Origin of the sequence: Streptosporangium sp. NPDC002544 (assembly GCF_040295965.1) — a bacterium.
In the GTDB taxonomy this organism is placed as follows: domain Bacteria; phylum Actinomycetota; class Actinomycetes; order Streptosporangiales; family Streptosporangiaceae; genus Streptosporangium.
Genome location: NZ_JBEOWJ010000008.1, coordinates 1 through 13,812 on the forward strand (window position 1 = coordinate 1; position 13,812 = coordinate 13,812).

Annotated in this window: 11 protein-coding genes; 8 read left to right on the forward strand and 3 right to left on the reverse strand. The window is 71.8% G+C overall.

Features of this window, described 5'->3' with window-relative positions; translation table 11 throughout:
* The 4 genes from ABT061_RS13705 to ABT061_RS13720 form a co-directional block, all read left to right on the forward strand.
* The coding region (locus ABT061_RS13705; RefSeq protein WP_350916161.1) for a condensation domain-containing protein at positions 1-2,408 on the forward strand (2,408 nt) is incomplete at its 5' end.
* On the forward strand, positions 2,405-6,196 hold the full coding sequence (locus ABT061_RS13710; RefSeq protein ID WP_350916163.1) for a non-ribosomal peptide synthetase: 3,792 nt from the start codon (positions 2,405-2,407) through the stop codon (positions 6,194-6,196). The genes ABT061_RS13705 and ABT061_RS13710, both read left to right, overlap by 4 nt.
* Entirely contained in the window at positions 6,193-6,405 is a 213-nt protein-coding gene (locus tag ABT061_RS13715) for an MbtH family protein (protein WP_350916165.1), read from the forward strand. Before ABT061_RS13710 ends, ABT061_RS13715 begins: the two co-directional genes overlap by 4 nt.
* A 25-nt stretch (positions 6,406-6,430) precedes the next feature.
* Complete coding sequence (locus tag ABT061_RS13720) at positions 6,431-7,159, forward strand: thioesterase II family protein (protein ID WP_350916167.1); 729 nt, start codon at positions 6,431-6,433, stop codon at positions 7,157-7,159.
* Positions 7,160-7,168: 9 nt separating this feature from the next.
* Here ABT061_RS13720 and ABT061_RS13725 read toward each other — a convergent pair whose 3' ends face one another.
* Positions 7,169-8,050, reverse strand: coding sequence for an esterase/lipase family protein (locus ABT061_RS13725; RefSeq protein ID WP_350916168.1), 882 nt, complete (start codon positions 8,048-8,050; stop codon positions 7,169-7,171).
* Positions 8,051-8,312: 262 nt separating this feature from the next.
* Between ABT061_RS13725 and ABT061_RS13730 the strand changes: the two genes are divergently transcribed.
* From ABT061_RS13730 to ABT061_RS13740, 3 genes are all read left to right on the forward strand, one after another.
* A complete protein-coding gene (locus ABT061_RS13730) occupies positions 8,313-9,221 on the forward strand; it encodes a carbamate kinase (protein ID WP_350916169.1) in 909 nt (302 codons plus the stop codon).
* 27 nt (positions 9,222-9,248) lie between these two features.
* On the forward strand, positions 9,249-10,340 hold the full coding sequence (gene bar, locus ABT061_RS13735; RefSeq protein ID WP_350916171.1) for a barbiturase: 1,092 nt from the start codon (positions 9,249-9,251) through the stop codon (positions 10,338-10,340).
* A 64-nt stretch (positions 10,341-10,404) separates the two neighbouring features.
* Complete coding sequence (locus tag ABT061_RS13740) at positions 10,405-10,959, forward strand: SseB family protein (RefSeq protein ID WP_350916173.1); 555 nt, start codon at positions 10,405-10,407, stop codon at positions 10,957-10,959.
* Here ABT061_RS13740 and ABT061_RS13745 read toward each other — a convergent pair.
* The gene (locus ABT061_RS13745; protein WP_350916174.1) at positions 10,880-11,899 is read right to left on the reverse strand and encodes a cation:proton antiporter; all 1,020 of its coding nucleotides are present in this window, start codon (positions 11,897-11,899) and stop codon (positions 10,880-10,882) included. The two genes, ABT061_RS13740 and ABT061_RS13745, sit on opposite strands and share 80 nt — an antisense overlap.
* Positions 11,878-12,870 carry a hypothetical protein gene (locus tag ABT061_RS13750; protein ID WP_350916176.1) on the reverse strand — a complete coding sequence of 331 codons (993 nt, stop codon included), beginning with the start codon at positions 12,868-12,870 and terminating at the stop codon, positions 11,878-11,880. The genes ABT061_RS13745 and ABT061_RS13750 overlap by 22 nt, the downstream gene beginning before the upstream one ends.
* Positions 12,871-13,092: 222 nt before the next feature.
* Here ABT061_RS13750 and ABT061_RS13755 point away from each other — a divergent pair, with 222 nt between their 5' ends.
* Positions 13,093-13,794, forward strand: a complete 702-nt coding sequence (locus ABT061_RS13755; protein WP_350916178.1) for a prepilin peptidase — start codon at positions 13,093-13,095, stop codon at positions 13,792-13,794.
* Positions 13,795-13,812 lie beyond the last annotated feature (18 nt).

Genomic DNA, 13,812 nt, shown 5'->3' on the forward strand with positions numbered 1-13,812 from the left:
TGGCGGCGCATCCGCTGGTGGCGGATGTGGCGGTGGTGGTGCGGGAGGACCGGCCGGGGGATCGGCGGTTGGTGGCGTACGTGGTGGAGGCCGCGGCGGACGTGGCGGTGGAGTCGGCCGGTGGCTCGGCTGGGGATGGGAGGGCATCGGGGGTATCGGGTGCGCCCGCCTTCCCGGATGTTGCGGGCCCGTCGGGTGTGCTGGGTGCGGAGCCGTCGGGCATGTCCGGTGCACTGGCTCCGTCGGCCCTGTCGGGTGGGTTGGATGTGGGGCGGTTGCGGCGGTTCGCGGGGGAGGTGTTGCCCGATTACATGGTGCCGTCGGCGGTGGTGGTGGTGGGGGCGTTGCCGTTGACGGGGAACGGGAAGCTGGATCGGGCGGCGTTACCGGCGCCTTCGGGGTCGGGGGTGGTGGGGGCCGGGCCGGTGTCGGGTGGGGGGCCGTTGTCGGTGCGGGAGGAGGTGTTGTGCGGCCTGTTCGCCGAGGTGCTCGGGGTCGAGCGGGTGGGGGTTGACGATGGGTTCTTTGATCTGGGTGGGGACAGCATCGTGGCGATTCGGTTGGTGGCTCGGGGGCGTGCGGCGGGGGTGGTGTTCTCGCCCAGGGATGTGTTCCGGTATCAGAGCGTGCGGGAGTTGGCTGCGGTCGCGGTCGAGGAGTGGCAGCAGGGTGAGCCGGAGGGGGCGGGGATCGGCTGGTTCCCCGAGACCCCGATCATGGCCTGGTTGCGTGACCTGACCGGGCCGATCGGTGACTTCAGCCAGACGGTCGTCCTGCAGGTTCCTCCCGGGCTGGGGCTGGATCGTCTGATCTCCGCGGTGCAGGTGGTGCTGGATCACCATGACGTGTTGCGGTTGCGGGTGTCGGCGGAGGGGGGGTACGAGGCCGCTTTGCGGGGGGCGGTGGTGGCGGACGGGTGTGTGCGCCGGGTGGAGGTGTCGGGGGATCTGGCCGCCGTGGTGGCCGAGGAGGCGGTCGTCTCGCGGTCGGGGTTGGATCCGGTGTCCGGGCAGCTGGTCCGGGTGGCGTGGTTGGACGCCGGGCCGGAGGTGTCGGGCCGGTTGGTGGTGACGGTGCATCATCTGGCGGTGGACGGGGTGTCCTGGCGCATCCTGCTGCCGGACCTGTTCACCGCCTGGAGCGCGACCGGTCAGGAAGCGGTCCCGCAGGTGGCGGTTCACGAAGGGGCCAGCCAACGATCGGCTCCGGGAAAGACGGCGGCGCACGAAGGGGCCGGTCAGGAAGCGGTCCCGCAGGTGGCGGTTCACGAAAGGGTCGCCCAACGATCGGCTCCGGGAAAGACGGCGGCGCACGAAGGGGCCGGTCAGGAAGCGGTCCCGCAGGTGGCGGTTCACGAAGGGGTCGCCCAACGATCGGCCCCGGGAAAGACGACAGCGCACGAAGGGGGCACCCGGCAAGACGCGACCGCTCAAGAAGGGCTCCTTCAGGGAACGGTCGCTCAGGTGAGCGTCCCGGTGCTGGAGCCGGTGCCCACCTCCTTCCGTACCTGGGCACGCCGCCTGCACGACGAGGCGGCCCGCAGGACCGGCGAGCTCGATCACTGGACCCGCACGCTCGGTGGCGGCACCGGGCGGCTGGACCCGTCCACGGACACCTTCGCCACCCAGTGTCACCTCACGCTCGAACTTCCCGCCGATGTCACCGTTCCGCTGCTCACCCGGCTCCCGGCGGCGTTCCGCGGCCGGGTCAACGACGTGCTGCTCGCCGGGCTCGCCCTGGCCGTGACCCGCTGCACCGGGCGGCGGGAGGTCCTGCTCGACCTGGAGGGGCACGGCCGTGCGGAGATCTTCCCCGACGTCGACCTGTCCAGGACCGTGGGCTGGTTCACCACCATCCACCCCGTCAGGCTCGACGCGGGCCCCGCCGACTGGACCGACCTTTCGGGTCCCACCGCCGCGCGGGCGATAAAACGGGTCAAGGAGCAGCTCCGTGCGACTCCCGGCGAAGGCATCGGTTACGGCCTGCTCCGCCACCTCAACCCCGTCACCGCGCGGGAACTGGCCCGCTGTCCCGTACCGGAGCTGGCTTTCAACTACCTCGGCCGCGTCGAGGCCGCCACAGGTGCGGACTGGTCCCCGGCGCCTGAGTCGGAGGCGGTGGGCGGAGGGCACGCGGCCGACCTCGCACTCCCGCACGCGCTGGAGGTCAACGCCCTCACCAGGGACCTGCCGGACGGGCCGCGCCTCTCGGCGACCTGGTCGTGGGCCGGGCGCCTGTACGGCGAGGAGCAGGTCAGGGAACTGGCCGAGGCGTGGTTCACCGCCCTCACCGGCCTGTCCCGACACACCGGAGACGGCCTGACCCCGTCGGATCTGCTGATTTCCATCGGCCAGGAAGAGATCGACGCGTTCGCGGCGGAACTTGACGCGGAGTGGAGCGCACGGTGAGCCAGCTTGAGGACATCCTGCCGTTGTCGCCGCTGCAACAGGGCCTGTTCTTCCACGCCCTGTTCGACGAGGCGGCGCCCGACGTCTACACCGCGCAGCTCGTGCTGGAGCTGGAGGGCGCCCTCGACGTCCCCGCGCTGCGGGACGCGGCCTGTCGGCTGGTGCACCGTCACGCCAACCTGCGGGCCTCGTTCCGGCAGCGGGCGGGGGGCGATCCCGTGCAGCTGGTGCACCGGCGGGTGGAGGTGCCGTGGCGGGAGGTGGCGGGGACCGACGCCGAGACGGTGGCCGCCGAGGAGCGGGCCCGGCGGTTCGACCTGTCCCGGCCGCCGTTGATGCGGTTCGTGCTGGTACGGAGTGGTCCCCAGAGATACCGGCTGGTTTTCACCAACCATCACATCCTGCTGGACGGCTGGTCGACACCGCTGCTGGCGGCCGAGCTGTTCGCGCTGTACTCGGGCCGGGAACCCGCCCCCGCGCCGCCGTACCGCGACCATCTGGCCTGGCTGGCACGCCAGGACCGGGCCGCCGCGCGGGAGGCGTGGTGCCGTGCCCTGGACGGGGTCGCCGGGCCGACCCTCGTCGCGGCGGACCTCGCCACCCGGACGCCGGTGAATCCCGGATGCGTCCGAGCCCAGCTCGACGAGGATCTCACCGGCCGCCTCGGCTCCGTCCTGCGCGCCCGATCGCTCACCCTCAACACGGCGGTCCAGGGGGCCTGGGCTCTGCTGCTGGCCCAGCTGACCGGCCGCGACGACGTCGTCTTCGGCGGTACGGTCTCCGGCCGCCCACCCGAGCTGCCCGGCGCCGAACGCATGATCGGACTGTTCATCAACACCCTGCCGGTCCGGGTCCGGCTGCACCCCGCCGAGACCCTGGCCGGGCTGCTCGAACGCCTCCAGGCGGAGCAGTCCGAGCTGTTCGCCCATCACCACCTCGGCCTGTCCGACATCCAGCGCGCCTGCGGGCTGGGACAGCTCTTCGACACCATGACGGTCCTGGAGAACTACCCTCTCGACACCGCGACCCTGAACGGCCGTTCCGTGGAGGCGGGCGTGGGAGCGGGACCGCGGCTCGCGGGCGCCTCGGGCAGCGACGCGACCCACTACCCGCTGGCCCTGGCGGTCGTCCCCGGTGAGCGGCTCTCCCTGCGACTCGACCACCGCCCCGACGTCGTTCCCCACGCCGAGGCCGCCAGGCTCCTGGACAGGCTCGTCCTTCTTCTCAAGGCCGTCGCCACCGACCCCGAACTGCCGCTCGCCCGGCTCGACCCGCTCTCCGCCGACGAGCGCGTCCGGATCCTTGACGAGTGGAACGGCCCCGAACCCCCGCCCGTGCCCGGGGCCGCGACGACGATCGCGGGTGCCTTCGCCGAGCGGGTGCGGCGGGCACCGGACGCCGAGGCCGTCGTCGGCGACGGTTTCTCCCTCAGCTACGCCGAGCTGGACGGCCGGGCCAACCGGCTGGCTCGCCGGCTGGTCAGGCTGGGCGTCCGCGCTGAGACGCCGGTCGCGGTCCTGCTCGACAGGTCCGCCGACGTGGTCGTGACGACCCTGGCCATCGCCAAGGCGGGGGGAGCCTACGTCCCGATCCACCACGGCCACCCACCGGACCGGATGAGCTGGGTGATGGCCGACACCGGCGCTCCGGTACTGGTCACCGACCGCACTCCCGGATTCGAGCACGCCGCCGAGGTGGTCCGGGTGGACGAGCCCGTCCCGGCCGATCCGGCACCGCCGGAGCCGCGGGTCGAGGTTCACCCCGAGCATCTCGCGTACGTCATCTACACCTCGGGTTCGACGGGAACGCCGAAGGGGGTCGCGGTGCGCCAGCGCGACGTCGTGGCCCTGGCCGCGGATCGCAGGTGGGAGCGGCACCGGCGGGTGCTGATGCACTCGCCGCACGCCTTCGACGCCTCCACCTACGAGATCTGGGTGCCACTGCTCCGTGGCGGTACCGTCGTCGTCGCGCCGCCGGGCGACCTCGGGCCCGACGCGTTCGCCGGCCTCGTCGCCAGGCACCGCCTGACCGCGCTGTTCATCACGACGGCACTGTTCAACCTGGTCGCGGAGGAGGCGCCGGGCACGTTCGCGCCGCTCGCCGAGGTCCTCACCGGAGGTGAGGCCGCCTCGGCCGCGGCCATGCGCCGAGTACTGGCGGCCTGCCCGCGGACCCTGCTCGGCCATGTCTACGGGCCCACCGAGACCACGACGTACGCCACCCACCACCCCGTCTCCGCTGTCTCCCGCGTCGGCACGCCGCCCATCGGGCGGGCCATGGACGGCATGCGCGCCTACGTGCTGGACGGCTTCCTGCGGCCGGTCCCGCCGGGGGTGCCGGGCGAGCTGTACCTGGCGGGCGCCGGGCTGGCCCGCGGTTATCTCGGTCGCCCGGCGCTGACCGCGGAACGGTTCGTCGCCTGCCCGTACGGCGGGCGGATGTACCGGACCGGGGACGTGGTCAGGTGGTCGGCGGACGGCGTGCTGGAGTACCTGGCCCGTGCCGACCGCCAGGTCAAGATCCGGGGGTTCCGCATCGAGCCGGCGGAGATCGAGGCGGCCCTGGCAGGGCACCCGGGCGTCGTCCAGGTGGCCGTGACCGTCCGCGACCGCCGCCTGCTCGCCTACGTGGTCGGCGCCGTGGCGCCCGAGGAACTGCGGCGGTTCGCCGAACGGACGCTCCCCGAGTACATGGTGCCGTCGTCGGTGCTCGGCCTGGACGCGCTGCCGCTCACCCCGAACGGGAAGGTGGACCGCGCCGCCCTGCCCTCGGGGTCCGCCCCCACCGCGGGGCGCGACCCCGGCACCCCCGAGGAGGAGTCGCTCTGCCGGCTGTTCGCCCAGGTGCTCGGCCTGGAGCGGGTCGGCGCCGACGACGGATTCTTCGACCTGGGGGGTGACAGCATCGGGGTGATCCGGCTGGTCTCCCTCGCGGCGCGGGAGGGGCTGGTGATCAGCCCGCGCGAGGTGTTCGCCCACCAGACGGCCGAGGCGCTCGCCCGCGCGCAGGGGGAGAGCACGCGGGACCTGGGAGAGGGAGGCCTGGAGATGCTGCTCCCGCTACGTGCCTCGGGCTCCCGGCCGCCGCTGTTCTGCGTGCACCCCGGTGCCGGGCTCGGCTGGCCGTACGCGGGACTGCTCCGCCATCTCGGCCCTGACCAGCCCCTTTACGCCTTCCAGGCCAGGGTGCTGGCCGAGCCCGACTACGTGGCCCCGTCGATCGAGGCGATGGCCCTGGACTACCTGGAGCGTCTGCTCCAGGTCCGGCCGCACGGGCCGTACCGGCTGGCGGGCTGGTCCATGGGCGGCCTGATCGCCCACGCCATGGCCGTGGAGCTGCGCGAGCGAGGGGAGGAGGTCGCGCTGCTGGCGCTGCTCGACTCCTACCCGGGCCAGGAGATCAACCCGGACGAGCGTGACGTGCTGGTCGAGTTGCTCTCGGCCATCGACTACGACGGGCCGGGCGAGATCGGCGACGTCGTGGAGTTCCTGCGCGAGCAGGGCGGCCCGTACGCCACGCTGGACGAGCGGACGCTGACGGCGGTCTACCGGAACTACCGGAACGGTGTGAAGATTTCCGAGGAGTACACGCCGAGGATGTTCGAGGGGGATGTGCTCTTCGTGACCGCGGCTCACGGCCACGAGGAGGGCGGCCCCACGGCCGCCGACTGGAAGCCGTACGTCACCGGCGCCATCCATGATCATCAGGTCGCCTGCGACCATGCGAACATGTTGAGTCCCGGGCCCATCGCGGAGATCGCCGCCCTTCTCAGAGAGGACACAGAGTGAGCAGCAACCCATTCGAGGACCCCGAGGGCGTCTATCTGGCGTTGATCAACGACGAGGGCCAGTACTCTCTCTGGCCCGCCTGGTCGGAGATCCCGGCGGGCTGGACCGTCGCCTTTGGTGAGGACTCCAGGCAGGCCTGCCTGGACCACGTCGAGGCCAACTGGACCGACATGCGGCCCAACAGCCTGATCAGGGCAGTGGAACAGTGAGCGGCCGAGTGCGCGGAGGAAACGCATGACCTGGCTGCGCTGCGCCTCCCCCCGTCCGGGGGCGACCACGCGGCTGTTCTGCTTCACGCACGCGGGCGGGTCGGCCACCGCCTACCGGGACTGGCCCGCGCTGCTACCCGACTCCGTCGAGCTCCACGCGACGCAGCTGCCGGGCAGGGCGGACCGGTTCGGAGAACCGTCGCCGGAGGACATGGACACGCTGGCCGACCTGGTGACCGAGGCGATGTCGCCGCTGCTGGACCGGCGTTTCGCGCTGTTCGGGCACAGCATGGGAGCGATGCTCGCCTACGAGGTCACCCGCCGCCTGGAGGCCAGGGGACTCGCCCCGGCACGGCTGCTGGTGTCCGGGGCGAGGGCACCGCACGATCCCCGGGAGAGGATCGCGGTCTCGGATTACGACGACGACCGCCTCGTCGCCGAGCTGGCCAAGCTCGGCGGTACCGAGGTGGAGATCCTCTCCCACCGGGCGATGCGCGAGATCGTCCTGCCCTACATCCGCGCCGACTTCCGACTGGTCGAGGCCTACCGCCATCGCCCGGGACCCCCGCTGCACACCCCGATCTCCGCTCTCGTCGGCGACGCGGACCCGGAGGTCACCCCGGCCCAGGCCAAGTCGTGGGAGGCCCGCACGATCACCGACTTCTCCCTCACGGTCTTTCCCGGCGACCACTTCTACCTGCAGCCGCAGCGCGCGCCGGTGGTCAGGGAGATCATCCGGCTGCTCGCGGGATGAACGAGCCGATCAGAGGATGAGCGCGAAGCAGTCCGGCCGGTAGCCGCGAGGCATCGGCCCGGGAGTCTCCAGCGCCTTGTTGACATAGGAGAGCATCACCGGATCGAGCGCCTCCAGGTTGTGCCCGATGGCACCCTCGATGATCCCCTTGAGCGGGCAGTCGTCCTGGAGCATCCGGTTGGTCACCTGCTCGGGCGGCCCCTCGACGAAGGTCGAGGCGGCCTCCTGCTCTGCCTTCAGCCCGAGCGCGGTGTAGTCGACGCCGGGCTCGACCATGGAGGGGGTGTTGAGCTCCTGCATCAGGGCCGAGTCCGAGTGGAGCTCGTCGCAGACCGTCTCCCCGCCGCAGCTCCTGCGCAGCTCCCCGGTCAGTTCGTGGTGCGGCGCCCCCAGGGTGACCAGCTCGGACACCTTGCCCGACCCGCCCTCCGAGCGCAGGTACGCCCGGGGGACGATCCCCCCGAGGCTGTGCCCGACGATCGCCACCTTCTCGGCCCCGGTGGCCTGGAGCACCCCGTCCACGAAGTTCCCCAGCGTCCGGGCCGAGCGTCTGATCGAGTTGCTCCAGCCGTAGTCGAGGGCGAAGACGCAGTAGCCCTGCTTGCTCAGGTAGGGGGCCGCGATGGGCCAGGTCGCCGCCCCCGTGCTTCTCGCGCCGTGGACGAGCACCACCGGGTACGGCGCGTCCTGGCGGGGCCGGCAGTCGAAGTCGTTGGCCTTCGACAGTCCTTCCGAGGCCAGCCGTCTGGCCTCGGCGACCATGTCCACCTTGGGCGGCGGGGACGCGGACCGCCCACCGGTGAGCGTGCCGGCCGCGACGGTGAGCACCGCGAACCCCGTCACGACACACAGGACGATCACGATGACGTGGCCGAGACGGAGCTGCCCCACTCGATCTCTCCTCAGAAAGAACGCCGGACAAGAGCCTTTCTCGCCACCCCGCACCGGAGCTATGCCCTGCCCGCGCCTGTTGCCGTCGCAAAGTTGGCACTCTCGCAACAAGCGGGGCCGGGGAACGTCCTCTCCCGGCGTCACAGCCGGGGGCGTCTACACCTCTGGAGACCACTCGGCTGGCGGATTGTGTCGAAGAGTTGGCCTTCCTTGGGCAGTGAGTGCCCATGAGACGAGGCGTGGGGGCCGTTAGCGTCAGCCTGTGGGTGAACGAGTACTGATCGCGCTCGGTGGCAACGCGATGACGGGGCCCGACGGCGGGGCCTCACCCGGCGACCAGCGCCGCGCGGTCGAGCAGGCCGTCCGCCATGTCGCCGCGCTCATCGCCGACGGCCACCAGGTGACCCTCACCCATGGCAACGGCCCCCAGGTCGGCAACCTGATCCTGAAGAACCAGCTCGCCGCGCACGTCGTGCCCCCGGTGCCGCTCGACTGGTGCGGGGCACAGACGCAGGCCACCATAGGCACCCTCGTCCTCAACGCGCTCGACGGCCGCGCGGCCGTCGTGGTCACCCGCACGCTCGTCGACCCCGCCGACCCGGCCTTCCAGGACCCGGTCAAGCCGATCGGCCGCTACTTCAATGAGGCGGAGGCCCGTCGTTTCGAGGAACTCGGGCAGACCTGGCGCCGCTTCGACCGGGGCTGGCGCCGCGTGGTGGCCTCCCCCGAGCCGCTGGAGATCCTCGACGCCCCCGCGATCGCCGCGCTGGTGGCCGCGGGCTTCACTGTCGTGGCCGCGGGTGGTGGCGGTGTGCCGGTGGCCCGCGACGCCGGAGGGCGGCTGGGCGGGGTCGAGGCCGTGATCGACAAGGATCTGGCGGCGGCGGTGCTCGCCCGGGACGTGCGGGCCACGGTCCTGGTCATCGCGACGGACGTCCCCGGGGCCGTCGTCGGGTTCGGCACGGCCCAGGCCAGACCCCTGGGCGCCGTCACCGCGGCCGAGTTGCGCGTACTACACGCCGCCGGGCACTTCGCCGGCGGCAGCATGGGGCCGAAGGTCGAGGCCGCGTTGCGCTTCGTCGAGCAGGGCGGCGACCGGTCGGTGATCACCTCCCTGGAGAACATCGGGGCGGCGCTCACCGGCGAGAGCGGCACCGTGGTGCGAAAGTGAACATGACGCGATTGAAAGGTGGCAGGGATGCCGGAACCCATTGAAGTGCGCAAGGTGCCCATCGAGAGCGTGACCGACGCCTCCGGGCTGGCCCGGCTCATCGACGACGGGGTGATCGAGGCGCACCGGGTGCTCGCGGTGATCGGCAAGACCGAGGGCAACGGCGGGGTGAACGACTACACCCGGATCCTGGCCGACAGGGCCTTTCGCGAGGTGCTGGAGGCCAAGGGGCATCCTTCCCCCGAGAGCGTGCCGCTGGTGTGGTCGGGTGGCACCGACGGCGTGCTCAGCCCGCATGCCACGATCTTCGCCACCACGGCGAACGCCGAGCCGAGCGACGAGCCGCGGGTGAGCGTCGGCATCGCGATGAGCGATGTGATCCTGCCCGAGGACATCGGCCGGCCCGCGATGGTGGAGAAGGTGGCCGCCGGAGTGCGTGAGGCCATGAAGCTCGCCGGGATCGACGATCCCGCCGACGTCCACTACGTCCAGACCAAGACCCCGCTGCTCACCCTGTCCACGATCAACGACGCCAAGTCGCGCGGCAAGGACGTGGTGATCGAGGACACCGGCCCGTCGATGGACATCTCCAACTCCACCACCGCGCTCGGCATCGCCGTCGCGCTCGGTGAGATCGAGATGCCCGCCGCCGACCAGATCCACCGCGACCTGTCGCTCTACTCCTCCGTCGCCTCGTGCTCCTCCGGCGTCGAGCTGGACCGGGCCCAGATCGTGGTCGTCGGCAACGTACGGGGCATCGGTGGCCGCTACCGGATCGGCCACTCGGTCATGCGGGACGCGCTGGACGCCGACGGCATCTGGGAGGCCATCCGCTCCAGTGGCATCGAGCTGCCCGACCGCCCCCACCCGTCCGACCTGGGTGACCGGCTGGTCAACGTCTTCATGAAGTGCGAGGCCGACCCGTCGGGCAGCGTACGGGGCCGCCGCAACATCATGCTCGACGACTCGGACGTGCACTGGCACCGCCAGATCAAGGCCACCGTGGGCGGCGTCGCGGCCAGCGTCACCGGTGACCCGGCCGTGTTCGTCTCGGTCGCCGCGGTCCACCAGGGCCCGAGCGGCGGCGGCCCGGTGGCCGCCATCGCCGACCTCGGCTGACGGGTACGCGCTCGGGTGGGGCGGAAATCCTCCCCGAGCGCCACCGCGGGTAGGCTCCCGGTTCGTGCCGAGTATTCCGCAGCCCCTGGTCCCCGGCGACGACGGCGCCGCCGACGCCACCGTGACATCCGCGCTCGCCGCCTTCGCCGCGGGGGAGGCGGAGGCCGGTGCGGTCGTCGCCGCGCTGAGCGGGACACGGCTGCTCGTGCCCGTGGTCGCCCTGCTGAAGGAGTCGGAGATCGGCGAGCACGGGTTGCGGCAGGAGAAGGAGAGCGAGATGGCCCTGCCGAAGCTCGTCGGCGCGGACGGGCGCGAGGCGGTGCTCTCCTTCACCGGGATGGAGCCGCTGCGGAGGTGGCGCCGGGACGCCAGGCCCATCCAGGCCACCATCCTTCAGGTCTGCCAGGCGGCGGTGCACGAGAACACCGCCGCGGTGGTGATCGACGTCGCGGGCCCGGTGCCCTTCGTGATCGAAGGTGCTCTGCTGCGGGCACTCGCCGCGGTCGAGTCGGGCACCCTTGACGAGCTGGGCCCCGAGGTCACAGTGGCACGGATGGAAGAGATCGCCGAGCCTCCCAGGCGTCGGCGGTTCGGTTGGCCACCGCGTGGACGAGGTTGACCGTCAGAATCGCCGGGGCGATCACGGCGACGAATCCGCCGAAGTCGCGCTCGAAGACCAGGGCGAGGATCACCGCGGTCACGCCGTTCTGCTGGGCGAGCCCCAGGTGCACCCGGTCGATCAGCGGCAGGCCGTGGGTGAGCACCAGCGCGGCGACCATCTGCGCGGCGTACGCGGCCAGCCCGAGCAGCACCCCCATGCCCATGTTCGTCCCGCCGACGAGCAGCAGGCCCATCAGGAACGCCGACAGCGCGAACGCCACGCTCACCGCCCGCCCCAGCCAGCGCGCGTCGGGCATGCGCAGGTAGAGCCCGGCGGTCGCCAGGCCGAGCATGAGGGAGCTCCACGCGGCCGACACGACGGCCCCGGCCGCCGTCAGGTAGGTCAGCACCGGCGGGGCGTTCCTGATCAGCCGCCAGAGCAGGTAGATCCCGGCCGCGAACAGCGCGTTCAACCCCAGGTCGGCGAAGTACGAGGCCGACAGGCCGCCCCCTCCCGAGCCGCTGACCAGCGCCGCCGCGTAAACGGCCAGGATGATCGTCACCGGGTCGTCGAAGGAGGACCACGCCCCGAGGATCGTCTTCGCCTGGCTTGAGAGCCGGCTGTTCCGCATCACCCCGGCGACCGAGAGCGGGTCGATCTGGGCGACCACCACCGCCATGATCAGTGCCCGGGGGTCGCCCGAGACGAGGTAGACGACACCGGCGATGAAGGCCGTCTTGAGCAGCACCCCGACGGTGACCGCGAGCACGATCAGCCGGGAGTGCTCCCTGGCCTCGGCGCGGTCGATCCCGTGCGTGCTGCCGTACAGGCCGATCGCCAGCAGCAGGCTGCTGAACAGCACGTACGCGCTTGAGTGTTCCAGGTCACGCAGGTCGCCCAGGTCGGCGGCCAGCCAGCCGAGGCCGACGACGACGATCAAGAGCCCGATTCGGGCCACCGCTCACTCCCTGGGATGGGTCGCAGGTGCCCCTGATGTCTCGCGGGGCGTTGTCGCTGGTTGATCGGCGGAAGGGTGAAGTGCCCGCGGATCGTGTCCACGAGCTTGGCCAGCTTGTCGTCGGAGACGTCGACCTTGCGCTGGTCCAGCGTCACCCCGATCAGGTAACGGGTCTCGTCGATCCAGTAGAAGAACATGGCCCCGCGCTCCACGTCGAGGACCGTGCGGATCAGGACGCCGCCCTCCAGCCCGCGCAGCTGCTGGTTGAGCCGCTGGGTGAGCCAGTTGAGCTGGTTGCCCGCCTTGAGATAGATCCTTCGGCGCTCTTCCGGGTCGGTGTCGTGGAAGAAGTGGGCCAGGTCCGCGTCGTCGAGCACGTCGGTGTAGAAGCAGCACCGCTGGTCGCCGAAGTAGGCCACGAAGTGCAGGTCCTCCTGGTCGACCATGGCGACGCAGCTGGTCAGCGCCTTCTCCACCGAGGGGCCGATGCCCGGCAGGGTACGGATCAGGATCTCCGACTCGCCGATCACCCTGCGCTTGGTGGCGGTGGGCAGCGGGCCCATCCCGGCCTCCAGGTACGGGAGATAGAGGCCCCGGCGATATTGGACGAGCAGGTAGACGCCGGTGACGACGGCGAACGCGCTCACCCCCGTGGTGACCAGGCCGTGCAGCTCGCCGGGCAGCCCGCCCCGCCAGAGCACGGGACCGAACGCCGCCACGAAGCCCAGCACCACCTCGATCGCCGCGGTGCCGGTCAGCGCGATCACCATCAGTATCGGAAGCCGCGCCCGGATCCGGCCGAGCACGGTGGAGATGAGGGCGAGCATCACGATCACCGAGACCACGGTGGCCGCGCGGGCCACGTCGTACTCCTCGCCCTCGATGTACCAGGCGAGGAGTTCGAGCAGCACCGGAAGGAGCACGAATGACGCGATGACCGCGGGCAGCTTGCTGAAGCGATCCGTGTCCATGCGCACCGTCCCTCCGGATATAGGGATCGGGTACAGCCTCTGTGATCATCGCGAGTCCCGTCAATGACCTTCGAGGTCACTTGGAGCCCTCAGATCCCCGGCGGGGCCGGGGTTCGCGGATTATGGTCGCTCCGTGAGCGAGTACGCCGAGCCGGCACACCGGCCCCCCAGTCCTCCTCGTACCGTCAGGCGCCCCCGGGTCTTCGGGGCGGTGGTGGTCTCGTGAGCCTCGTGGCGGCGCCGCTCCTCCCGGTCCTGGCGGCGGCCGCGTCGGGGGCGGTGATCGGGCTGTGGACGCGGCGCGTGGTGGCCCGCCACTCGGTGCCCGACGGGGAGCGGTCCGGGCGGCCCCGGCCGGTGGCGGGGGTCGTGGAGGTGACCACCGCGGTGGTGCTGGCCGCTCTCGCGCTGCGGGCGCTCTGGCCCGGCGTACCGGCCCAGGCGGTGACCACCCCGGCCGGGAGGGCCGGAGAACTGCTCGCCTTCGGCGGGCTGGCGGTGGTCGCCGTCGCCCTGTCCTTCGTCGACGCCGCCGTCCACCGGCTGCCCGACCGGCTCACCCTGGCCGCCTACCTGGGAACCGCCGTACCGCTCGCCGCGTCGGCCCTCGTCGACGGCCGCCTCGGCGATCTGCTCGGCGCGGGTCTCGGCGGTCTCGCCCTGGCGGGCTTCTACCTGGTGCTGCTCCTGATCAACCCGGAGGGAATGGGGCTGGGCGACGTCAAGTTCGCGGCGAGCCTGGGCACCGCCCTCGGCTGGCTGGGCTGGGACACCCTGGTCGCCGGGACCTTCCTCGGCCTGGTGGCCGGGGGCGTCTACGGGGCCGCCCTGATGGTCCTGCGCCGCGCGGGCCGCAAGAGCGAGATCCCCTTCGGCCCCTTCATGGCGATTGGCGCCCTCGCCGCGGTCCTCACCGCGCTCTGACCGCCGGCGGATGTCTCA